This window comes from Mesorhizobium sp. 43Arga (assembly GCF_053714255.1).
The window spans coordinates 459,143-480,338 of sequence record NZ_JBSKBO010000003.1; the positions used below are offsets into that span (position 1 = coordinate 459,143).

A 21,196-nucleotide genomic window follows, 5' to 3' on the forward strand; every position below is an offset into this window, starting at 1 on the left:
CGTCTGTGGTCCAACGCTTGGTGGCCACGACGGTTCCCAGCGATCAGTTGGCGTCTGACGTATCCGGTTGCGCGGGATCGGACTGTTCCGCATCCGGGCTGGCCGCAGGCTTGGGGGCCGCTGGTTTGGTCGCGGCCGGCTTCGAAGCGTCAGCCTTGGTGGCGTCGGCCTTGGTGGCATCTGGTGCCGGCACATCGGACTTCTGTTTGCATTCCTTCAGCCAGATGTCATAGACGGCATGCTCGACAGCGTTGAGGCCCGGGCTTTCGGCGAACATCCAGCCGGTGAAGATGCGGCGGATCTTGCGGTCGAGCGTGATCTCGTCGACCTCGACGAAGGAATCGGTCTTCGGCTCCTCGTTCTGCGGCCGGGAATAACAGACGCGCGGCGTCACCTGCAAAGCCCCGAACTGCACCGTCTCATCGATGTAGACATCGAAGGTGATGATGCGGCCGGTGATCTTGTCGATGCCGGCGAACTCGGCAACCGGGTTGGTGACGCGATCCGATCCCGCGGGCGCGGCCGGTGCGGGAGCGGCCGGGGCAGCCGGTGCGGGCGACGCCGCAAAGGCCGCGGTGCTGACGGCGAGGCCGGCGGCTAGCGTCAGACCGCCTGTCGATATCCGATTGAAAAAGCTCATATAGGGGTACCGGTGGTTCGCGCCCGGGTGATTCCGTCGATCGCCAAGGCTAGTCGCCGTTTTCTGATCAGCAAGCAGCTAAACACCAATTGTGGCGATAAAGGACCGGCCCGCACTTTGTGCCGTAGAAGCCGGAGCCGTTAGGACCCGGGCGTCCAGGCGTCGTAGTCACCCGTAACCTGCGGGCGATGCTGATTGGTCAGCACCGAGCCCTTCGGGCGGTAGGCCGCCGGCGTACCGGTTAGATTGGGTTGATGCGGCTTCTGCCAGTCGCGCGCCTTGTAGTCCTCGCTGGCCGGAGCGAGATCGACGCGGTGGTGGATCCAGCCATGCCAGCCGGGCGGTATGGCCGAAGCTTCCGAATAATTGCGGTAGATGACCCAGCGTCGCGTGCGGCCTTCCGAATCGATGCCGCCTTCGTAGTAGACATTGCCGACCTCGTCCTGGCCGACCCTCTTGCCGTACCGCCAGGTGTGAAGGCGTGTTCCCAGCGTCTGGCTGTTCCACCAAGTGAAAAACTGCGTCAGGAAAGTCTTCATTTCAGAGCCCTTTGCGCTGGCGGCGCCTGTTTCCTGCTTATGGCGTCAGGGCTTCGGGAAGGCAAGGGTTTTGCCGCGGGGAGCGCGCAAATGGCGCGCCGAGGTGCCGACACATGCCTGTGATCCGCAGAGGCAACAGGATGCGCGCTTGCCAAGCCTTTGCGCTCTTTCTAAAGGTCAGCGCGCCCGTGCGGATATCCAACCCGGCCATGGGCCGAGGGAGGTGACGATTGGCCACGAAACTGCCGACCACCGACATTCGCATCGGCGCGGAGCTGATTCGCCGTCGCAAGGGAGGCGTCCCGTTGGTCTGCCTGACCGCCTACACCTATCCCGTCGCCCGCCTGCTCGATCCGCATGTCGACCTGCTCCTGGTCGGCGACAGTGTCGCCATGGTCCTGCATGGCCATGCGACGACGCTCGGCGCCTCGCTGGAGATGATGATCGCGCATGGGCAAGCCGTGATGCGCGGCGCGGCCAGGGCGTGCGTTGTCGTCGACATGCCGGCTGGCAGCTACGAGGATTCGGCGGAGCACGCCGTGGCCTGCGCGCAGCGCATCGTTGACGAGACCGGCTGCCAGGCGGTGAAACTCGAAGGCGGCGTCGACATGGCCGCGCAGATCGCGGCAATCGTGGCCGCCGGCATTCCGGTCATGGGCCATATCGGCCTGCTGCCCCAATCGGTGAAGAAGGACGGCGGCTACAAGATTAAGGGCCGCACGGACGAGACTGTCGCGGCGCTGATGGCCGATGCCTTCGCGGTCGAAAAAGCCGGCGCGTTCTCCGTGGTCATCGAAGGCACGATCGAGGCGGTGGCCTCCGACATCACTCACCGCATCGGCATCCCGACCATCGGCATCGGCGCCAGCGGCGATTGCGATGGCCAGATCCTGGTCATCGACGACATGGTCGGGCTGACCGTCGACCGCGTGCCGAAATTCGTCAAGGAATATGCCGATTTGCGCCGCGTGATCGCGAACGCCGCCGAGCGCTACGCAGCGGAGGTGCGAGACCGGACTTTCCCCGGTGCTGCCCATGTCTTTTCAAATTCAAAGGTGGCCTTTTCGGGCACAGATGGCGGGGATGAGACATGAGCCGGCCTGACGTCGTCGACAACGTCGCCGCAGTTCGCGCGCGGGTCAGTGACTGGCGGCGCGACGGCCTGCGCGTTGCCATGGTGCCAACCATGGGCGCGCTGCATGAGGGGCATCTCTCCCTGATCAGGATCGCCAGGGAAAAAGCCGAGCGCTGCGTGGTGTCGATCTTCGTCAACCCGACGCAGTTCGCGCCGAGTGAGGATCTCGACAAGTACCCACGCCAGCTTGCCCGCGACCTCGACCTGCTGGCGACGGTCAAGGCCGATCTCGCGTTCACGCCGACGGTCGGCGCGATGTATCCCGCCGGCTTTGCCACTAGGATCTCGGTAGGCGGCCCGTCCGCCGGGCTCGAATCGGACTTTCGCCCCACTTTCTTCGAGGGCGTCGCCACCGTGGTGACCAAGCTTTTTCTGCAGGCGACGCCCGACTATGCGGTCTTTGGCGAGAAGGATTACCAGCAGCTTTGCGTCGTCAGACAGCTCTGCCGTGACCTTGACCTGCCTGTCGAGATCATCGGCGCCCCGACCATACGCGATGCGCATGGCCTCGCAATGTCGTCACGCAACGCCTATCTCGGCGAGGCTGAACTCGCTGTCGCCCGCCAGCTCAACGTGATCCTGCACAAGGCAGCTGCCGCACTGGCGGCTGGCGCTCACCGAGATGACACAACCGGGGAAGCCAGCCGCGCGCTCATCGCCGCCGGCTTCCACAAGATCGACTATGTCGAGGCCCGCGAAAGCCTCACGCTTGCGCCCTGGCGCCGCGACCGCGCGGGGCGCCTGCTTGCGGCGGCCTGGCTTGGCAAGACGCGGCTGATCGACAATGTGGACGTTCCCGCTGCCTGAGCGGATCGGGCTACGCCAGGTTTTGTGCCCTGGCGCGTCACCCATCCGAGATTTCCGGTACGCGCCTACTCCTCTGTCGGCATATGCAGATACATCGACTGGATGCCGACGCGGCCTGGGCCGGTGAAGCGGTTGACGATGAAATTCATATTGGCGCCGAAGAAGCCGCTCGACAGGCGGTCGATCTTGGTTTCCATCCTGACGGAGGCATCCTTGAACAGCCAGCCGCCCGGCTCGATGTCGATGGTCTCGCCGGTGGCAAGCGTCTTTTCGAAGACATTGCCGTAGCCGTGCAGCCAGACGATGCCATCGCCGCCATCGCCGCGAAAACGGTCGATGAAGAAGCCGCTTTGGCCGAACAGCATCGTCGCCAGGCCGCGCACACGCTCGAACGTGTACTCGACATTGCCGGTGGCGGCGAGAAACTGGTGTTCGCGCACTTGGATCTCCTCGCCGCGCCTGAGATGGATCGGCACGATGTGGCCGGGTCCATCGCGGCTGAAGGCGATGATGCCTGCTCCCGACGCCTCGGTAACGAAGATCTGCATGCCGGCCATCATGCGCTTCAGCGCGCCTTTCAGTGATTTCAGGCCGATGGTGATGGTGGAGTTCTTCCACAACAGGATATGGTGCTCGAAATAGACGGGCATTTGCGTCACATCGACCGACAGCACGGGCACCAACTCGCCCGCTATGTGGTAGGTGACGCCGCCAAAGGTTTCGTCCGACACCTGCGTCGGCATCAGTTCCGGCAAGCTTGGCATGGTTTCCCCCCAGCGCTACCCAGCGTGCCGGTCCATTCCGGCTTCCGCGCGGTCAGCACCGGCAGCTTTGGTGCGGGGGCCCCGGGCCGTCAAACGAAAACGGACGCATGCAGCGCCGCTCGCGCGAAGGTGATCAAGAGAGGCTCACTTCGAAGGAATCAGTCCGCAAGAGGCCTGATGTAGACAAATGTCGGTTCGCCGGAGGCACCCGCGTGCTCGCCGGTATCGCCGGATCGCACGAAGCCGTTCGCTTCGTAGAAGGCGACGGCGCGGGCGTTTTGCGCCTCCACTTCCAGGCGGATGGCGCGGGCTTCCGGAAAACTCTCGATGATCTCGTCCAGCAACATGCCGCCGATGCCCCTGCCCTGCAGGGCTGGAAGCACGTAGAGCTGTTTCAGAACAACTTCTTCTCCGCCACCAATGCCCTCCGCAAAGGCCACGCCCCCAATGCGCTTGCCGTCATCGGCGACGAGGAACTCGCTGGTCGGTTTGGTCAGCCGCGCCTTCAACGAGGCGATCGAGTGCCACGCATCGGTGATTTCGGTGACCTTTGCAACGCCATAGGTCGCGTGCCAGGTTTCAATCAACAGTGCGCGGATGGCAACGAGATCGCGTTCGCCTGCGGTGCGGACGAACATGGCCTTACTCGATGCCGAGCTTGGCCTTGACGAGGTCGTTGACCGCCTGCGGGTTGGCCTTGCCGCCCGTCGCCTTCATCACCTGGCCGACGAACCAGCCGGCCATGGTCGGCTTGGCGCGCGCCTGTTCGACCTTGTCGGGATTGGCCGCGATCACTTCGTCGACCGCCTTCTCGATGGCGCCGGTGTCGGTGACCTGCTTCATGCCACGGCTTTCGACCAGCGCACGCGGATCGCCGCCTTCGTTCCAGACGATCTCGAACAGGTCCTTGGCGATCTTGCCGGAGATGGTGCCGTCCTTGATCAGGTCAATGATCGCGCCAAGTTGATCAGGCGAAACGGGAGCATTTTCAATGTCCTTGCCGACCTTGTTCAACTGGCCGAGCAGATCGTTGATGACCCAGTTGGCGGCGAGCTTGCCGTCGCGGCCGGCGGCCACCTTCTCGAAATAGTCGGCGATCGACTTTTCCGACACCAGGATCGAAGCGTCGTAGGTCGAGAGACCCAGCGAGGTGATCAGCCGCGCCTTCTTGTCGTCGGGCAATTCCGGCAGCCCTTTGGCCAAAGCATCGACATAGGCCTGGTCAAATTCCAGCGGCAGAAGATCGGGATCGGGGAAATAGCGGTAGTCGTGCGCTTCTTCCTTCGAGCGCATGGAGCGCGTCTCGCCCTTGACGGCATCATACAGCCGCGTTTCCTGATCGATCTTGCCGCCGTCCTCCAGGATGGCGATCTGGCGGCGCGCCTCATAGTCGATGGCCTGGCCGATGAAGCGGATCGAGTTCATGTTCTTGATCTCGCAGCGCGTGCCGAACTCGCCACCGGGCCGGCGTACCGAGACGTTGACGTCGGCGCGCAGCGAGCCTTCATCCATGTTGCCGTCGCAGGTGCCGAGATAGCGCATGATGGTGCGCAGCTTGGTGACATAGGCCTTGGCCTCATCGCCGGAACGCAGGTCAGGCTTGGAGACGATTTCCATGAGCGCCACCCCGGAACGGTTGAGGTCGACATAGGACATGGTCGGATGCTGGTCGTGCATCGACTTGCCGGCATCCTGTTCCAAATGCAGGCGCTCGATGCCGACCTCGATGTCCTCAAACTCGCCCTGCCGGTCCGGTCCGACCGAAACGATCACCGTGCCCTCCCCGACGATCGGCTGCTTGAACTGCGAAATCTGGTAGCCCTGCGGCAGGTCTGGATAAAAGTAGTTCTTCCGGTCGAAAACCGACTTTTGGTTGATCTGCGCCTTCAACCCGAGACCCGTGCGGATCGCCTGTTTCACGCATTCCTCGTTGATGACAGGCAGCATGCCCGGCATTGCCGCATCGACCAGGCTGACATTGGCGTTGGGGGCCGCGCCGAAGGCAGTCGAGGCGCCGGAAAACAGTTTTGCTTCCGAGATGACCTGCGCGTGCACTTCGAGACCGATGATGATTTCCCAATCGCCTGTGGCGCCGGGGATCAGGCGTTTTGCGTCGGGCGTTCGGGTATCGATGAGGGTCATGGCCTGCCGTCAAATTCGGGATGGATGCTGAATGTCACTACACATTCAGAAGGTACAAATCGTACCCGCTTCGCTAGTGCAAACCGCCAAAAGAGACAAGCGCAAAGCCGCTGGCTGGCCTTTTCAACCGCTTTCGCCTATAGGACGCCCATCCCAATGGAGAGTGGATGTCCACTTACGCTCAGTCCCGGTAAGGCCCTGACCTCCTAGCGAGGCAGGGCAGGAAGACCTGAAACCCCGTGCCGCGAAGCATCGCGGCGGCGGCTTTTTTCGTTTTCCAGGGAATTTCTCCACATGGATATTTCGCGTACTGAACAGCGCATCCTGCACCTGCTTGCGCAGGGCGGACGCATTGAAATCGAAAAGAACCAGAAGAAACGGATCGCCTCCGTCAAATGCCTGACCCGCGACGGATGGCACTATCCGGGCGTCGATCTCGACCTGTTTCGAAAGCTGAAACGCAAGAAGGCTGTTTCGTCGTCGGGCGGCGGTCCCTACCGCATCACCAGGCGCGGCCTCGAACTCGTCCGCTCCGAACTCGACAACCGATAGACTACGGTTCCGCCGGATGAGTTTTCGGCCGGCGGTTCCCTTCGCCGCTCAGGCGGTTGCGATATAGGCCCTGATCTCGTCGGCCTCGCGCTCGACATCCTCGATGCGGCGCTTGACCACGTCGCCGATGGAGACGATGCCATCGAGCAGGCCGTCCTTTTCCACCGGCAGATGGCGGAAACGGCCCCTGGTCATGATCTCCATCACCTCGTTGACGGTGTGGTTCTCGTTGCAGATCTTCACTTTCGGCGTCATTGCCGAACGCACGGCGATATCGAGCGCGGCGGCACCTTCCTTGGCAACAACCCGCACGATATCGCGTTCCGACAGGATGCCGACAATCTTGTGATCGCCATTGGTGATGACCAGCGCGCCGATCTTGTGTTCGGCCAGGATGCGGATGGCTTCGCTGAGCTTTTCGTTCGGCCCGAGCGTCAACACGTCGTGGCCCTTTTTTTCCAGAATTGCCTTAACCGTCATGGCGTCCTCCTCTGCTTCGCGTGCCGGTTCCTGCCCAGACCGGCTTTCACGTAAGAGTGAACATCGTGCGCCGTGATCGGTTGCATTTCAAGTGCGGCGGTCGGTGGTCTCCCATTCGGGCGGCTGCCATCGCCGATCGAACCAGCGCAGGCCGAAAAAGCCGGCAACGAAGCCGCCAATATGCGCCTCCCAGGCGATCTGCCCATCTACTCCAGGCGAAAAGCCGAGCAGGCCGGTGGCGAGATTGATGATCATCCACACGGCAAGAAAAATCACGACACCGCGCGAACGCAAGACAATCGCGATCGGCAGCACAGGGCCGGCGAAGGCCGCCTTGCCGGCCGAGCGATCGGTGCGGAAACCGAAACGCGCCGCAGCACCCATCATGCCTGATATGGCGCCCGAGGCGCCCACCAGCGGTGCCTCGCCATATGGGTGCATGGCCCAGAAGAGCGCCACGGAAGCCAGTCCGGTAACGGCGAAGAACAGAGCGAACCGGAGCCCGCCGAGCCGATTGGCCAGTGGCGAACCAAAGGCGGCGAGCCACACCATATTGATGGCGATATGGGCAAACCCGCCATGCATGAAGGCGTAGGTGAAGGGGCGTGTGAGCAGGAACCAGTCGAAGCCGTATTGCCCGGTGTAGAGGACGGGAATGAAGGCGCCATCGTAGAGCAGTGTCATCTGCTGCGCATCGTTCAGCACATATTGCTGCAGCAGGAAGACGGCCGCGCAAATGCCGATCACCGCCAGCACGATCGGCGGCAGGTTGAACACCGGTTCGCGCGCAGGCGGCGGTATGCTTTCGGCCGGTTCGGCCTCGGTTGGATTTTGCGGTTCGCTCATCTGCAATCGCACTCGGTGCTGTTCGATCTGGCGAGCATCTAGATCACGGCCAGTGGAACCGCAAACGGCGAATCGCCCCAGTGCGAATCAACCAGTACGAATCAAAAAGAAGCCGTCCAAGGTTTCCCTTGAACGGCCGGTCGAGCCCCCTGCTCCCCTAAAACTCTTGACTGAAGTGCTGCCGATCGTCGCGAAACGACCGCTTCTGGAGTGGTTTTGGTGTGCCACAGGGCCTGCTCGGGGGCAACGTAAACCAGTTGTTAACCTTAACGGCCCCGACCCGTGAACAAGTGTTAACGACGCTGGCACGCTTCCTGCTCCGCAACGCATGTAGGTCATCGGAGGGCGCCCTTCTGTTCACCGATGGGACATCAGACGACAGAATGCGCGGAGCAGCATACCATGAACCAAAACGGATCGATCACGCTGTTCCATTATTGGAACCGCCTGCGTGACGGACGCCCCGCTCCGAAGCGTTCGGACGTCGAGCCGGCCGATATCAAGTCGCTTTTGGCCGACACGTTCATCCTGGAAAAGGACACACGCGGGCAACCCGTCTTCCGCCTGGCCGGCACTCGGCTCTGCGCCTGTTATGGCCGCGAACTCAAGGGGTTCTCCTTCCCGTCGCTGTGGCGCGAGAAGGATCAGCGTCTGGTCTCACGGCTGATTCATGGGGTTTTCGACCAGAAGTCGGTGGTGCTGATCAATTTCGAGGGTTTCAGCCGCAACGGCCGCTCCAACAAGTTCGAATTGCTTGCCTTGCCGCTCGACGGCGGCATCGAAAACCCGCGCTGCCTCGGTGTGATCAGCGCCGCCGAGAAGCCGTTCTGGCTGGGTGCCGACCCGATCACGGACGCAATGATCGATTCGATCCGTGTCATCGATCCGGAAAAAGAGCTGCTCAACAACCGTCCGGCGATCGACGTTCCCTCGCTCGTTCCAGCCGAACTCGAGGCGCCCGAAACTTTCTCGGCGCTTGGCCGGGCACGCCGCATCCGCCATCTCGTCGTCTTCGACGGCGGGCGCGACGAATAGTTGATGATCGCATAGTCTCGCAGGCTCGTTTTTCCCCTTTGTTAACCGCTTTGTTGTACTTCTGTGATGAAGTCCCTCGCATCGACGCGCGGGAACGCCAAACGGGGTGTAGGCAGTCATGAGGTCAGCGGCGGTCGACTACGCGCCGTCCCAAGCTGAAAGGCGTAACTTTCAGCGCGTCCGGGTCAAGATATACGGGCGATTCATGCTGGAAGACCGCACCGAGCATCCTTGCCAGGTTGTCGACATGTCGCCCGGCAATGTCGCGTTCCGCACCGATCGCATCGGCATGCCCGGTGAAAAGGTGATCGCCTATATCGACCATATTGGCCGCATCGAAGGCGTCGTCACGCGCACGCTGCAGGACGGCTTCGCCATGACGGTGATCGCGTCCGACCGCAAGAAGGACAAGCTGGCGGCGCAGTTGACCTGGCTTGCCAACAAGCACGAACTCGACCTGCCGGAAGACCGCCGCCACGAGCGCGTCGCGCCGCGCAACCCGACCAGCGTGCTGCAGCTCACCGATGGCCGCCAATACCAGTGCCGGATCATCGACCTGTCGCTGTCCGGCGCCGCGATCGAGATCGACGTCAAGCCGGCGATCGGCGTCCAAGTCATGCTCGGCACCATGCGCGGGCAGATCGTTCGTCATTTCGAGGATGGCGTCGCCATCGAATTCGCCGTCATCCAGCGCCCCGAAACGCTCGATTCCGAATTCAACACGCCGCGCGCCTGAACCGGGTCGTACGAGACACCCAATCGAACCTGCCCCACGTGGCCGTTTTTTTGTTTTCGGGCGACAGCAATTTGTCTCTTTGCAAGCAGCCGGGCTCGCTTCCGACAGGCAGAGGCCGCGTTCGAGGCGCCGGGCACAAGGCATCGAGCTCCGATGCCAGCCCGGGCAATCCGAACAATTCAATACTCAAATGATTCAAATTTTATATTTATTCTATTGGCGTTTTACTTAAAGTCTGCTTCGCGCCTTTGCGTCAAATAAATCCAGCTGTGGCAATGTCTCCTTCGAACGGGGAGACTAAAAATGAAAAAAACGAGGGGCGGGCTGTTGCTGTTGGCAATGGCGATGCAGCTTTCCGCTTGGGGATCAGCATATGCCGCGGGACCGGCCTATATGCACACTGGCGGCCGTACCACGCAGCCTGTCGGCCATTATGAATTCTGCCAGCGCATCCCTGGCGAGTGCAACGAGAAGACGCCCAGGGGCGCGCCGGTCGACCTGAGCCGCAAGCTCTGGGCGACGATCGTCAGCATCAACAATTCGGTCAACACCCGCGTCAAGCCGCGCACCGACATGGAAAACTACGGTGTCGAGGAGTACTGGGCCTATCCCGACAATGGCTATGGCGATTGCGAGGACTATGCGCTGGAAAAGCGCCGCGAACTGATGGACGCGGGCGTGCCGGCGGGCGATCTCCTGATGACGGTTGCCCGCCAGCCGAATGGCGACGGCCACGCCGTGCTCACCGTGCGCACAAGCCTTGGCGAGTTCATCCTCGACAATCTGGAGACCAAGGTGCTGTCCTGGACGGACACCGACTACACCTATCTCAAGCGTCAATCGACGGAGAATTCCGGCGTTTGGGTGACGATCAATGACGGCCGCTCCGACGCGGTCGCCAGCGTCCGCTAGGGCGCCAATGCATGTCGCCCAAAAGGGCAGTGGTTTGCGACATGCATAAAACAGAGGTTAAGCGCGTCGCATCGGCGCGACGCGCTTAAGCAGAAACCCGGTCGAGTCCCCACCCTCCCCGTCCCCAACGACCGGGTCAAAGGAGCCGGCCCCGTCCCCGGGCCGGCTCCGCCATTTCCGGCGGAGGCTCGAAACCCAATCGGGGTTGGGGAGGTGCATCCGACCATGCAGCGCCTCCTTTGCACGGGGCAGCGGATCGGGGCATCATGGGCCGTTGGTTTCATCCTCTGGATCACGGCGATGTTGGAGATCCCGGAAGATCGATGCGAGCGCCATCGTCTGTTCAAGCAGATCGACGACGCCTTCAAGGCCGGTGACTTCGATGGCCTCGGCAAAGCCCTGGGCGGTTCGCCCTATTGGTTCGACGAGCATATGCCGTTCGAACTCGGCCTCGGACATCCGCTGGAATATGCGATCTATTGGAGTTCCGTCGGCTTCATCTCGACGTTGCTGGATGCAGGCTCGGATCCGAATTATCAGGATCACGGCGGGTTTCCGGCCATCATTGCCGCGCTGTCCACCGACCGGGCCGACAGGCTGGAAATCGTCCAGATGTTGATCGAGGCTGGCGCCGATCCCGACATGCGGGGCGTGAACGACTGGACGCCGCTTCACTATTCGGTGGTTATCCGTAGCGCCGAAGCGATCCGCCTGTTTTTGGCGGCTGGCGCCGAACCGACGCTCGCAACCCGCATCGATGACTACAGGACACCCATCGAGGAAGCGGACATTGCCGGTTTTGAAGCCGGTGCTTCATTGCTGCGCAATGCGATGGCCAGGCGCGGCCCTGACAAACAATGAGCGGCCTCGAACCCGCAGACAACACGGATCGACCAAAACTGTCTCAGACCTTCTTCAGCCCCGCCTTGAAGCGCTTGCCGTTGGCGACGTAATGCGCGGCCGAGCCGCGCAGCCTGGCGACGGCCGCGTCATCCAGCACCCTGATCGCCTTGGCCGGTGAACCGACGATCAGCGAATTGTCCGGAAACTCCTTGCCTTCGGTGACCAGCGCACCGGCGCCGACCAGCGAATTCCTGCCGATCCTGGCGCCGTTCAGCACGATGGCGCCCATGCCGATCAGGCTGTTGTCGCCGATCGTGCAGCCATGCAGCATGGCACGGTGGCCAATCGTGCAGCCTTCGCCGATGGTCAGCGGAAAGCCGGGATCGGTATGCATGACCGTGTGTTCCTGCACGTTGGTGTCGGCGCCGATAGTGATCGGCTCATTGTCGCCGCGAATGACGACGCCGAACCAGAAACCGGCATTGCGGCCGACGCTGATATCGCCGATCAGCGTCGCATCGGGCGCGATCCAGTTTGTGTCAGCATCCGCGAAGCTGGGCTCTCGTCCATCGATCGCATAAAGCGGCATTGTCGGCCTCCGAATCGTCTCAGATGCCGGACCCTAGGGGACGGATCGTCCAAGAGGCAATGGTAAGCACGACGATGCCCAGCGCCAGGGACCAGGCAATCGCCGTGCAGCCGCATGACAGGAGCGCCATCGTCGAAATGCGCTTCTCGCGGCGGGCATCGAGGGCATCGTTGACCAGCATGAACGGCCCGGCACCGGCTGTGGCCGCCAGCGAACGCAGCACATGCGTGGACGACACATAGGGCTCTGCGAAGGCGACCTTGCGGCCCGACACCAGTTCCATCGTCGAGCCTGTCAGCCCGCACACCGTCAGCCCGACGACAAAAGCAAACAGGAAGAGTTCCATCTGAGCCATCTTAACCTTCCATTTACCATGAAATCGCACAGTTGTTTCAGGAAGGCTGCAAGAGCCGTGCCGCGCGATGTGTGCCGCCGAGGGACACGAGACGGGCGGTTGGGATGAGGACCGAGATGAAGCAGGCAGCGATCGCCGACGGCGCTGAACTCACCGTGGTCGATTCCACGCTGATGAAGCGGGTGTTCTATGCCTTCGCCGCACTTGCCTTGCTGTCGGTGGCGATCAGCCTTGGCGGCAAATGGTTCGGCCATGCCATCGCCATGGCCGGATATACCGACGACACGACGGTTCGCCGGGTGGTGATCGGCAACAATGTGATTTCCGTGCCCGCCAATTTCATCCGTTTCGAGCAGGCCCGGCGTGACGGCATCGCTTCGCGTCTCGACCTTTACCTGCGCTATCCCCAGATGGACGGTTACAGCGAGGCGGCGCGCGACGATTTCAATCACTCGGAAGCCAAAAGAAGCATCATCTTCCTGTCCTTCGAACAGCAGATGATGTCGCGCGACATGAGCGGCCGGTTCGCGCCGATCTACAGCGCGCTGATCGTCCAGCCCGGTATTCCTGGACCGGGCGGCACGACCGTCTACGGCTTCAACGAGAAATCAGGCTATCTGAATGAGGTTCTGGTGGTCGGCAAGCGCGGGGGAAAGGACCCTTTCGTTGCCCGCTGCCTGAGCGGGCCGAGTGTCGGTCAATCGCTGGCGCCGTGCGAACGGGACATCCATGTCGGCGACGATCTCAGCCTCACCTACCGCTTTCCCAACGAATTCCTTGGCGACTGGCAGGCGCTCGACGCGGCAATGACGGCTGAGGCCGAACGAATGCTGAAGAGCGGACATTGAGAGACGATGGCAGGCCGCGCCTGGCGCAGCCTGCCATTTGATACGGGCTCAGCCCAGATCGATGTCGAGGATCGCCATCGAGAAATTATAGTCGCCGTCGTCCTCATCCTTGAAGACGATGCCGAGGAACTCGTCACCGACATAGACTTCGGCGGAATCTTCCTTGCGCGGCCGTGCCTTGACCTCAAGCTTGGGGTTCTGGAAGACGCGCTTGAAATAGGCGTCCAGCTTTCTGATTTCGTCCGGCTTCAACAGTCTTCTCCGATCATCGGGCTTGCTGGTTTGAAGGGCGCTTCTGGCACGTCGACAATGGCGATGTAAAGGCAAGCCGGCCGTATTGCACCGGAAGCGGCAGCGCCGCCGGGCAAAATCGCCATCGCGCCGGACGGCGCGCCGGCGCGGAAATCAGATATCGAAGCTGACCACCTGGTCCATCGACTGCGACGGCAGGAGCTGGTCCATCTGGCGCGAAGGCTGGTCGCAGCCGGTCTCCCCGACCACGCGGGCCGGCACGCCGGCCACCGTCTTGTTGTGCGGCACGGGGGACAGCACCACCGATCCGGCGGCGACCTTGGAGCAATGGCCGATCTCGATATTGCCGAGGATCTTGGCGCCGGCGCCGATCAGCACGCCACGGCGGATCTTGGGATGGCGGTCGCCGCCGGCCTTGCCGGTGCCGCCCAGCGTCACGCCGTGCAGGATCGACACATCGTCCTCGATGACCGCGGTCTCACCGACGACGAGGCCGGTGGCGTGATCGATGAAGATACCCTTGCCGATGCGCGCGGCCGGATTGATGTCGGTCTGGAAGACCGAGGACGAGCGGCTCTGCAGATAGAGCGCGAAATCCTTGCGGCCCTGGTTCCACAGCCAATGCGCCAGCCTGTGGGTCTGGATGGCGTGAAAGCCCTTGAAATAGAGCACCGGCATGATGAAACGGTCGCAAGCCGGGTCGCGGTCGTAATAGGCCTGGATGTCGACACGCACGGTCGTCGGCCATTCCTTGTCGTCAGCCAGCATGGTCTTGAAGGTCTGGCGGATGAGATCGGAGCCGATATCCTGATGGGCGAGCCGCTCGGCGATCCGGTGGATGACCGCCTCTTCCAGGCTCTCCTGGTTGAGGATCGTCGAATAGAGGAAGGCGGCAAGCAAGGGGTCGCGGTTGACCGCGTCCATCGCTTCGTCGCGGATCGAACGCCAGATCGGATCGACCGGCTGCAACGCGCTATGGCGGGAAATGCTGATGCTGTTCATCGACGTCTCGTCCTGCGTCCTGCTGGCTTGCCTGTTGTCCGGCCGCACATATAGGCCAGATCATAGCATGATTGAACTCAATTTTCCTTAGTGCTGTGTCAAATGGATTTGGTTCTCAGGAATTCAAGCAGCCATGGAAAACGAACCCTTGATCGCCGAGCTGCCGGGGCCGGGCCTTCCGCACCCAGCGCCGGAACGATCTGATGGCGGGCTCAAGGCCTGCGCGGCGCCGATGACGCCGCGCTGCGATAGACCTCGGCTCAGGTCGGCAGCGTCGTGCCGGCCTGTTCGGCCACCATGTATTCGGCATACCAGTCGGGCCAGTTCACGTCATATTGTCCGCCGGTCCGTTTCTCGTGTTCGCCATGTGCCGCCGCCGCACGCCGCAGCGCGGCGGCAAGCTCGCCCGACGACGTGAATATCGTGTCGCTGGCATCCACGCGTCCAGGCAGTCGCTGGGTGATTTCCTGCAGTATGAAGCTGTTGCCGTCCGGATCGGCGAACGTGACATAGGATGAATAGCTGCGCCCTTCCGGATGCCGGCCGCTGATCGCCGGCTGCCCAGGCCCCGCGCGGTGGAACACCTCGCTCGCCTCGACGCTGCGCGCCACCAGTTCGGCATGCGCGGCCTCGATATCGGACACCACGAGATACAGTCCCTTCGCCGAGCCTGGCGCGGCCGATGTCAGGCCCTTGCCGAAATGGATCGAGCACGGCGAACCCGGGGGCGTGAACTGCACCACCCGAAACGCATCGCCGACGACGAAGTCCGCGTCGAGCCGCCAACCCAGGCCGCTGTAAAAACGCTTGGACCGATCGGCATCCGCAACGGCGATGATGACGGCCTCCAGCTTCATGTCGATCATCCCCGGTCTGGAGTTCTCGCTGCCGGGCGTATTGGTCATGTCAGCCTCCTGGGTTGGATACTCCGGGAATGGCAACATTCCCCAGAGCTCCGGCCTATGCAAGGTTTCGAAGTGACTGGCTCGAACAGGCTGAGATCGATTAACTGGACGGATGACGAAAATGAAAGACCAGCCCTTGATCGACGAACCACTGAAGCAGGAACTCGCGGCGCTCTACCGGGCCCAAAGCCGTCACTATCACAACCTTGCCCATATCGAGGCGATGCTGGCGCTGGCCAGCGATTATCGGGCGCTGCTCGGTGATCCCCAGGCTGTCCAAGCGGCGATCTGGTTCCACGACGCCATCTATGACAGCAAGGCCAAGGACAATGAAGCCAGAAGTGCCGCGCTTGCCGAGAAAAAACTCGCGGGCCGCACCGACGCGCGGCGCCTGGACCGTATCGGCGCGATGATCCTCGCCACCGCCACCCACCAGTTGCCCCGGTTCGACGATGCGAAGGCCACGCGCGACGCCAGCCTCTTCCTCGACATGGATCTGTCGATCCTGGGTGCCGCGCCGGATGTGTTCGACGCCTATGAACGCGCGGTCCGCCGCGAATATGACTGGGTAGAGGAGCCAATGTGGCGTGCCGGGCGAGGTGCCGTGCTGAAGGATTTCCTTTCCCGCCCGCGCATCTTCCACACCGAGGAATTTCGCCAGCGTTTCGAGCCGCAGGCCAGGCTGAACATGGCGCGCTCGATGGAGTCGCTCGCTACCGGCTAGCGGCGATCAGGTAAAGGCCCCTATGGTCGACGCCATTGCCGCGAGGATGTCCAGCCCGGCCGCCACCGACAGCCCGTTGAGAACGATCCCCAGCAGGCCAAGGACGCGATTGTCGTTCGAACGCGCCAGCGCCGGGCATGGCGGCCGGGCTTCTTCCGCATTGTGCCACTGTTGCCCCCCGGCAGACCGCTCAAAGCGGATATTCAGAATAAAACTCCAGCACGCGTTGCTTGAAGGTCTTGTCCCCAACCGCCAACATATGGTCCCTGCCCTCGATGTGGAAAGCCCTGGCGTTCGGCATCAGGGCGGCGAGTTCGTCGGGCGAGCCGCCAATGTCGTCCGTGGTGCCGACCGCGACCAACGTGGGCTGGGCGATGCGGGCAATGTCATCCTCGCTCAGCAACTCCCGCGATGTGGCGATGCAGGCGGCAAGCGCTCGGCGATCGCTGCGGGTCTGGTCGGCGAAGGCGCGGAAAGAGCGGCCGCGCGGATGGGTGGTGGCAGTTGGATCGTCGGCAAGCAGGGCCGCGGCGATCGGGTCCCAATCGCCGACGCCATCGATCATGCCGATGCCGAGGCCGCCAAAGACCAGCGTCGACACCTTGTCCGGATCGGACAGAGCCAGAAACGCCGCGATGCGAGCGCCCATCGAATAGCCCATGACATGGGCCCGCCCGATACCGAGATGGTCGAGCAAGGCGGCGGCATCCGAGGCCATTTTCGCTGGCGTATAGTCGGCCTCGTCATAGCTCTTGGATGACGAGCCATGGCCGCGATTGTCGAAGGCGATGGCCCGATAGCCGGCATCGTTGAACGTCTTGAACCAGCCGGGCGACACCCAGTTGACGTAGTGGCTCGAGGCGAAGCCGTGGATCATGAGCACAGGATCGCCCTCGCCCGACACCGGTTGGCGGTCGAGGAAGGCAAGATCGAAGCCGTCATGAGAGAAGAACTGCATCGGCTGCTCCACCTCGCGTTCAGCCGCCGCCGTTGGGTGCGTCGCCATTGTCCGGCGGTGGCATGCCGGGCCCGGATACGGTGCCGATTGCCGGGTGGCGCAACAGGTCGCCATACCCGATGCCGTATTTGGCGGCGGTGCCGGCCTTGAGCTCGAGCACGAAGCGCACGGGCACGCCGGGCGAAATGATGGCTTGGGATTGCGGCTCGCCATGCTTGACGGCGCGGATCTTGCCGTCCTGGCCGACAAAGATCAGGTCAAGCGGCATCGGCGTGTTCTGCATCCAGAAACTGACCTGCTGCTGCATCTCGAAAACGAACAGCATGCCATGATCGTCCGCCATGTCCTGGCGAAACATCAGACCGGCCTCGCGCTGCGCATCGGTGTCGGCGATTTCGATGGAAAAAGTGCGATTCCCGTCTTTCGTCACCACGACCAGTGGCGCCGGGTCGACCGGAAGGATCATCGCCCGGCTGTCGGCCGAGGTCGGCCGTTCTGAGTAGAAGAAAGCACCTGCGGCGACGATCACCGCAGCAATGGCGCAAAGCACGCCCGCCGTCAGCCAGTTCCTGCGAGTCATCCAAGATCCTCGGCCGAAATCGTCCTAGTGCGAAACCGGCAAGGTGCCCATATCGGGGTGAATTTCGGCGGCCATAAGGCCTTTATCACCGCGGCCGAAACGGACGAGCACGACCTGCCCCGGCCGAAGCTCGGTGATGCCATAGCGGCGCAAGGTCTCCATATGGACGAAAATGTCCTCGGTGCCTTCGCCACGCGTCAGGAAGCCGAAGCCCTTGGTGCGGTTGAACCACTTGACCAAAGCGCGTTCGAGCCCGCTCTCCGGCGTCACCGCGACATGGGTTCGCTGTTCCTGCATTTCCGCGGGATGGACGGCGGTAGTGACATCCATGGAAAGCACGCGAAAGGCCTGCAGCCCGCGATCGCCCTGCTTGACAAGGCAAACCACGCGCGCGCCCTCCAGGGCAGTCTGGAAACCGTCCCGTCGAAGGCATGTCACATGGAGGAGGATATCGCCCGAGACACCGTCATCGGGTAGGATGAACCCATAACCCTTGGCCACATCGAACCACTTGATGGCGCCGGCAATTTCGGTCAGGTCGGCGGCATCGCCGCCTTCGTCGCGCCTCAAGGCGTCGCCAAGGGTTCCGGCCCGCCCCGTCAAAGAGGCCTTTTCCCCCATAAGAATGCCCCCTTTTTTCAAGAACACCGCAACTGATTCTTGACACCAGATTAACACCGCGGCTTCCGGTGTGTGCAAGACCTTCCCTGCCTTTTTTCACGGTTCATTGCGGGAATACCGGATTTGTTCTTTGCCGGCATCGCCGGCCGGGGGAGATTGCCCTTTCGCCGGGCCGACCCTATGTTGCGCCGCACCCCAACAGATCGAGGAAAACTCATGCGCTATCTGCACACCATGGTCCGCGTCGCCGATGTCGATGCCTCGCTCGATTTCTACTGCAACAAGCTCGGGCTGAAGGAGGTCCGCCGCTACGAAAACGAGCAGGGCCGCTTCACGCTGATCTTCCTCGCCGCCTCCGAAGACGAGCAGAGCGGCATCAACGACAAGGCGCCGCTGATCGAACTCACGTACAACTGGGATCCGGAAGACTACAAGGGCGGCCGCAATTTCGGCCACCTCGCCTATGAGGTCGATGACATCTACGCCACCTGCCAGCATCTGATGGACAACGGCGTCACCATCAACCGGCCGCCGCGCGACGGCAACATGGCCTTCATCAGGTCGCCGGACGGCATCTCCATCGAGCTTCTGCAGAAGGGCCCGGCGAAAGCCAAGGCCGAACCCTGGGCTTCGATGGCCAACACCGGAAGCTGGTAGGCGTCGGCCCGACACCGGGCGGAAGTTGCCCGGCCGCCTTTGGCGTCTTTCACCAAGGCACCTATCTACCCGAACACAGCGCCAGCCTGGCAAGTCTGGCGCCATGTCAAGCAATGGGCGCCTGCCCTTCCGGAGAGTTCACTCATGCCGACCAGCCGTGCCGACGTCGCCACCGAACATGCCAGCCGCTATCTGCAGCAATTGTGCAAGCATTGGGCGCACAAATTTCCCGTCGTATTCGATCCCACCCATGGCACGATCGATCTGTCGCTCGGCCGCACCGTCATGGATGCGGACGCGGCAGCATTGCACATCGTGGTATCAACCGACGAAGCGGGATCGCTCGAGCGCCTGGAAAGTGTCGTCGCCGACCACATCAAGCGCTTTGCCTTCCGCGAGGAACTGACCTTCGACTGGAAGCCGGCAGCGACGTAACCAGCCTAGTTCGTACCGACCTGACCGGCCATCTCCAGCAGCGCCAGCACCGAGCGCCAGTTGCGCGCGGTGCCCGGCACCTTCAGGACGCGCGGAATGAGGTTGGCGAAGACTGACTTGCCGAGCCCGTCTGGCGCGCTGAGATAGAGCACGTCTCGCTTGACCTCGAAGCGCTCGGGACCGGTGCACTTTTCAGCCAGCCGCGCCACCTCGTCGGCGGTCGGCTCACGCTCCAGCGCATAGGCGTGGAGCTTGGTGTGGTCGGCGGCCGCTTCCGGATAGGGATTTTCGCTCACCAGCCGTTCGAACCAGGCGAGATCGCGCACCATGATGCGCGAATGAAAACCCCATTTCTTCTCGAAGGCCGCTTCGATCTGTCTGGTCAGCGGGGTGGCGTCGCCCTTCCCGGCCCGGAACACGACATTGCCGCTCTGCACATAGGTGGCGACATCGGAAAAGCCGAGATCCTCGAAGAAGGAGCGTAGTTCCGCCATTTTGACGATGCGGTTGCCGCCGACGTTGATGCCGGAAAACAGGGCGATGAAGACCTTTGCGCTCATATGATGAAGCCCGCCAATGTCTCGTTGTCGGTGATGTCCTGATACTGGACGCCCTCGGCCTCGAAGTTTGCCTTGAGCAGGTCGAAATTGCGACGGTCCTTGGTTTCGATGCCGATCAGCACGGAGCCGAAATTGCGCGCCGATTTCTTGAGATACTCGAAGCGCGCAATATCGTCGTCCGGACCCAGCATTTCGAGGAAATCGCGTAGCGCGCCCGGCCGCTGCGGGAAGCGGATGATGAAGTATTTCTTCAGGCCTTCGAAGCGCAGCGCCCGTTCCTTGACATCCGGCAGCCGCTCGAAATCGAAATTGCCGCCTGAGACCACGGCGACAATGGTCTTGCCGCGGATCTCCTTCCTGGAAAAATCCTTCAACGCATCGATGGCCAATGCGCCGGCCGGCTCGAGCACGACACCTTCGACATTGAGCATCTCGATCATGGTCGCGCAGAGCCGGTTCTCCGGGATCAGCCGCACCGTGTCGGCGGCGAACTCCTTGAGATACCGCAAGGGTTCGCGGCCGATCTCTGCCACCGCCGCGCCGTCGACGAAGTTGTCGACCCTGGCGAGCTTCAGCCGTTTTCCCGCCGCGAGGCTGTCATGCAGGCTTGGCGCGCCTGCCGGCTGGCAGAAGACGAAACGCGCCTCCCGCCCTTGGTCGGCGAAATAATGCGTCACGCCGGCGGCGAGCCCGCCACCGCCGACCGGCAGCATGACGATGTCGGGCATACGCGCACCCGGCATCTGGCCCGCGATCTCATAGGCGACCGTCGCCTGCCCCTCGATGATGTCCTTGTGGTCGAAGGGCGGCACCATGTGGGCGCCCGAGCTTTCGGTGAATTCGAAGGCGGCGCGATAGCAGTCGTCGAAAAAGTCGCCGACCAGCCTGATCTCGACGAAATCGCCGCCGAACAGCCTGGTCTTGTCGATCTTCTGCTGCGGCGTCGTCACCGGCATGAACACCACGCCCTTTTTGCCGAAATGGCGGCAGACGAAGGCAAAACCCTGGGCATGGTTGCCGGCCGAAGCGCAGACGAACAGCTCTGCCTGGTTACCCTCGCCGAGCGCCTTGCGGAAGAAGTTGAAGGCACCACGGATCTTGTAGGAGCGCACCGGCGACAGGTCCTCGCGCTTCAGCAGCACCCGCGCGCCGGTCTTCTTTGACAGGTAGTCGTTTTCCTGCAGCGGCGTTTCCGGAAAGATCTGGCGGATCGCCGCCGCAGCGGTGGCGACACGGGAGGAAAAACTGTTCATCGGAAAGCCGCCTTGTACCGCATGTC

28 protein-coding genes are annotated in these 21,196 nt (G+C 62.4%); 11 read left to right on the forward strand and 17 right to left on the reverse strand.

Annotation, left to right across the window (positions count from 1 at the left end; translation table 11 throughout):
- Positions 1-43 precede the first annotated feature (43 nt).
- Together ACWGS8_RS14995 and ACWGS8_RS15000 are read right to left on the reverse strand one after the other, a co-directional pair.
- On the reverse strand, positions 44-640 hold the full coding sequence (locus ACWGS8_RS14995; protein ID WP_454581647.1) for a DUF2155 domain-containing protein: 597 nt from the start codon (positions 638-640) through the stop codon (positions 44-46).
- Between the two features lie 140 nt (positions 641-780).
- Complete coding sequence (locus tag ACWGS8_RS15000) at positions 781-1,179, reverse strand: NADH:ubiquinone oxidoreductase subunit NDUFA12 (protein WP_454581648.1); 399 nt, start codon at positions 1,177-1,179, stop codon at positions 781-783.
- A gap of 230 nt (positions 1,180-1,409) precedes the next feature.
- Here ACWGS8_RS15000 and panB point away from each other — a divergent pair, with 230 nt between their 5' ends.
- Together panB and panC are read left to right on the forward strand one after the other, a co-directional pair.
- Complete coding sequence (panB, locus tag ACWGS8_RS15005) at positions 1,410-2,273, forward strand: 3-methyl-2-oxobutanoate hydroxymethyltransferase (RefSeq protein ID WP_454581649.1); 864 nt, start codon at positions 1,410-1,412, stop codon at positions 2,271-2,273.
- Entirely contained in the window at positions 2,270-3,121 is an 852-nt protein-coding gene (gene panC, locus ACWGS8_RS15010; RefSeq protein ID WP_454581650.1) for a pantoate--beta-alanine ligase, read from the forward strand. Before panB ends, panC begins: the two co-directional genes overlap by 4 nt.
- 65 nt (positions 3,122-3,186) lie before the next feature.
- On the opposite strand, the gene ACWGS8_RS15015 is transcribed toward panC, so the two are convergent.
- From ACWGS8_RS15015 to gatB, 3 genes are all read right to left on the reverse strand, one after another.
- A complete protein-coding gene (locus tag ACWGS8_RS15015; protein ID WP_454581651.1) occupies positions 3,187-3,885 on the reverse strand; it encodes an AIM24 family protein in 699 nt (232 codons plus the stop codon).
- Positions 3,886-4,043: 158 nt separating this feature from the next.
- Complete coding sequence (locus ACWGS8_RS15020; RefSeq protein ID WP_454581652.1) at positions 4,044-4,523, reverse strand: N-acetyltransferase family protein; 480 nt, start codon at positions 4,521-4,523, stop codon at positions 4,044-4,046.
- Positions 4,524-4,527: 4 nt separating this feature from the next.
- The gene (gene gatB / locus ACWGS8_RS15025) at positions 4,528-6,027 is read right to left on the reverse strand and encodes an Asp-tRNA(Asn)/Glu-tRNA(Gln) amidotransferase subunit GatB (protein WP_454581653.1); all 1,500 of its coding nucleotides are present in this window, start codon (positions 6,025-6,027) and stop codon (positions 4,528-4,530) included.
- A gap of 294 nt (positions 6,028-6,321) precedes the next feature.
- On the opposite strand from gatB, the gene ACWGS8_RS15030 reads away from it, so the two are divergent.
- Complete coding sequence (locus ACWGS8_RS15030) at positions 6,322-6,579, forward strand: YjhX family toxin (RefSeq protein WP_013895772.1); 258 nt, start codon at positions 6,322-6,324, stop codon at positions 6,577-6,579.
- Between the two features lie 48 nt (positions 6,580-6,627).
- Here the strand turns inward: ACWGS8_RS15030 and ACWGS8_RS15035 are convergent, their stop codons facing one another.
- The gene (locus tag ACWGS8_RS15035) at positions 6,628-7,059 is read right to left on the reverse strand and encodes a CBS domain-containing protein (RefSeq protein WP_010909196.1); all 432 of its coding nucleotides are present in this window, start codon (positions 7,057-7,059) and stop codon (positions 6,628-6,630) included.
- Positions 7,060-7,146: 87 nt separating this feature from the next.
- Complete coding sequence (locus ACWGS8_RS15040) at positions 7,147-7,905, reverse strand: rhomboid family intramembrane serine protease (RefSeq protein WP_454581654.1); 759 nt, start codon at positions 7,903-7,905, stop codon at positions 7,147-7,149.
- 402 nt (positions 7,906-8,307) lie between these two features.
- On the opposite strand from ACWGS8_RS15040, the gene ACWGS8_RS15045 reads away from it, so the two are divergent.
- The 4 genes from ACWGS8_RS15045 to ACWGS8_RS15060 all read left to right on the forward strand — a co-directional run bounded on the left by ACWGS8_RS15045 (position 8,308) and on the right by ACWGS8_RS15060 (position 11,449).
- Positions 8,308-8,940, forward strand: coding sequence for a PAS domain-containing protein (locus tag ACWGS8_RS15045; RefSeq protein WP_454581655.1), 633 nt, complete (start codon positions 8,308-8,310; stop codon positions 8,938-8,940).
- A gap of 118 nt (positions 8,941-9,058) precedes the next feature.
- Positions 9,059-9,676: a PilZ domain-containing protein gene (locus tag ACWGS8_RS15050; protein ID WP_010909193.1), complete on the forward strand. Its 618-nt coding sequence runs from the start codon at positions 9,059-9,061 to the stop codon at positions 9,674-9,676.
- A 303-nt stretch (positions 9,677-9,979) separates the two neighbouring features.
- Positions 9,980-10,588, forward strand: a complete 609-nt coding sequence (locus ACWGS8_RS15055) for a transglutaminase-like cysteine peptidase (protein WP_454581656.1) — start codon at positions 9,980-9,982, stop codon at positions 10,586-10,588.
- Positions 10,589-10,888: 300 nt separating this feature from the next.
- Complete coding sequence (locus ACWGS8_RS15060; protein WP_454581657.1) at positions 10,889-11,449, forward strand: ankyrin repeat domain-containing protein; 561 nt, start codon at positions 10,889-10,891, stop codon at positions 11,447-11,449.
- A 43-nt stretch (positions 11,450-11,492) separates the two neighbouring features.
- On the opposite strand, the gene ACWGS8_RS15065 is transcribed toward ACWGS8_RS15060, so the two are convergent.
- On the reverse strand, positions 11,493-12,020 hold the full coding sequence (locus tag ACWGS8_RS15065; RefSeq protein WP_454581658.1) for a gamma carbonic anhydrase family protein: 528 nt from the start codon (positions 12,018-12,020) through the stop codon (positions 11,493-11,495).
- A 19-nt stretch (positions 12,021-12,039) separates the two neighbouring features.
- Complete coding sequence (locus ACWGS8_RS15070; RefSeq protein WP_454581659.1) at positions 12,040-12,375, reverse strand: DUF6949 family protein; 336 nt, start codon at positions 12,373-12,375, stop codon at positions 12,040-12,042.
- Positions 12,376-12,491: 116 nt separating this feature from the next.
- Between ACWGS8_RS15070 and ACWGS8_RS15075 the strand changes: the two genes are divergently transcribed.
- Entirely contained in the window at positions 12,492-13,223 is a 732-nt protein-coding gene (locus ACWGS8_RS15075) for a hypothetical protein (RefSeq protein WP_454581660.1), read from the forward strand.
- A 48-nt stretch (positions 13,224-13,271) separates the two neighbouring features.
- Here ACWGS8_RS15075 and ACWGS8_RS15080 read toward each other — a convergent pair whose 3' ends face one another.
- The 3 genes from ACWGS8_RS15080 to ACWGS8_RS15090 all read right to left on the reverse strand — a co-directional run bounded on the left by ACWGS8_RS15080 (position 13,272) and on the right by ACWGS8_RS15090 (position 15,382).
- On the reverse strand, positions 13,272-13,475 hold the full coding sequence (locus tag ACWGS8_RS15080; protein ID WP_019857879.1) for a DUF3126 family protein: 204 nt from the start codon (positions 13,473-13,475) through the stop codon (positions 13,272-13,274).
- 153 nt (positions 13,476-13,628) lie between these two features.
- Positions 13,629-14,477 carry a serine O-acetyltransferase gene (cysE, locus tag ACWGS8_RS15085; protein ID WP_027046788.1) on the reverse strand — a complete coding sequence of 283 codons (849 nt, stop codon included), beginning with the start codon at positions 14,475-14,477 and terminating at the stop codon, positions 13,629-13,631.
- Positions 14,478-14,737: 260 nt separating this feature from the next.
- Positions 14,738-15,382 (reverse strand): VOC family protein, encoded by a 645-nt coding sequence (locus ACWGS8_RS15090; protein WP_454581661.1) that lies wholly within the window; start codon positions 15,380-15,382, stop codon positions 14,738-14,740.
- A gap of 121 nt (positions 15,383-15,503) precedes the next feature.
- Here ACWGS8_RS15090 and ACWGS8_RS15095 point away from each other — a divergent pair, with 121 nt between their 5' ends.
- A complete protein-coding gene (locus ACWGS8_RS15095; protein ID WP_454581662.1) occupies positions 15,504-16,106 on the forward strand; it encodes an HD domain-containing protein in 603 nt (200 codons plus the stop codon).
- A gap of 190 nt (positions 16,107-16,296) precedes the next feature.
- Here ACWGS8_RS15095 and ACWGS8_RS15100 read toward each other — a convergent pair whose 3' ends face one another.
- The 3 genes from ACWGS8_RS15100 to ACWGS8_RS15110 are packed head-to-tail and all read right to left on the reverse strand — an operon-like array spanning position 16,297 to position 18,265.
- Positions 16,297-17,064 (reverse strand): alpha/beta fold hydrolase, encoded by a 768-nt coding sequence (locus ACWGS8_RS15100; protein WP_454581663.1) that lies wholly within the window; start codon positions 17,062-17,064, stop codon positions 16,297-16,299.
- Between the two features lie 19 nt (positions 17,065-17,083).
- A complete protein-coding gene (locus ACWGS8_RS15105) occupies positions 17,084-17,644 on the reverse strand; it encodes a DUF192 domain-containing protein (RefSeq protein ID WP_454581664.1) in 561 nt (186 codons plus the stop codon).
- A gap of 24 nt (positions 17,645-17,668) precedes the next feature.
- Positions 17,669-18,265, reverse strand: a complete 597-nt coding sequence (locus ACWGS8_RS15110; protein ID WP_091578390.1) for a cold-shock protein — start codon at positions 18,263-18,265, stop codon at positions 17,669-17,671.
- Between the two features lie 216 nt (positions 18,266-18,481).
- On the opposite strand from ACWGS8_RS15110, the gene gloA reads away from it, so the two are divergent.
- Positions 18,482-18,922: a lactoylglutathione lyase gene (gene gloA / locus ACWGS8_RS15115; protein WP_010909179.1), complete on the forward strand. Its 441-nt coding sequence runs from the start codon at positions 18,482-18,484 to the stop codon at positions 18,920-18,922.
- Between the two features lie 144 nt (positions 18,923-19,066).
- A complete protein-coding gene (locus ACWGS8_RS15120) occupies positions 19,067-19,357 on the forward strand; it encodes a DUF2218 domain-containing protein (RefSeq protein ID WP_454581665.1) in 291 nt (96 codons plus the stop codon).
- Between the two features lie 5 nt (positions 19,358-19,362).
- Here ACWGS8_RS15120 and ACWGS8_RS15125 read toward each other — a convergent pair whose 3' ends face one another.
- Both ACWGS8_RS15125 and ilvA read right to left on the reverse strand, forming a co-directional pair.
- Positions 19,363-19,917, reverse strand: a complete 555-nt coding sequence (locus ACWGS8_RS15125; RefSeq protein WP_454581666.1) for a DUF1697 domain-containing protein — start codon at positions 19,915-19,917, stop codon at positions 19,363-19,365.
- Entirely contained in the window at positions 19,914-21,170 is a 1,257-nt protein-coding gene (gene ilvA, locus ACWGS8_RS15130) for a threonine ammonia-lyase IlvA (protein WP_454581667.1), read from the reverse strand. The genes ACWGS8_RS15125 and ilvA overlap by 4 nt, the downstream gene beginning before the upstream one ends.
- Between the last annotated feature and the right edge of the window lie 26 nt (positions 21,171-21,196).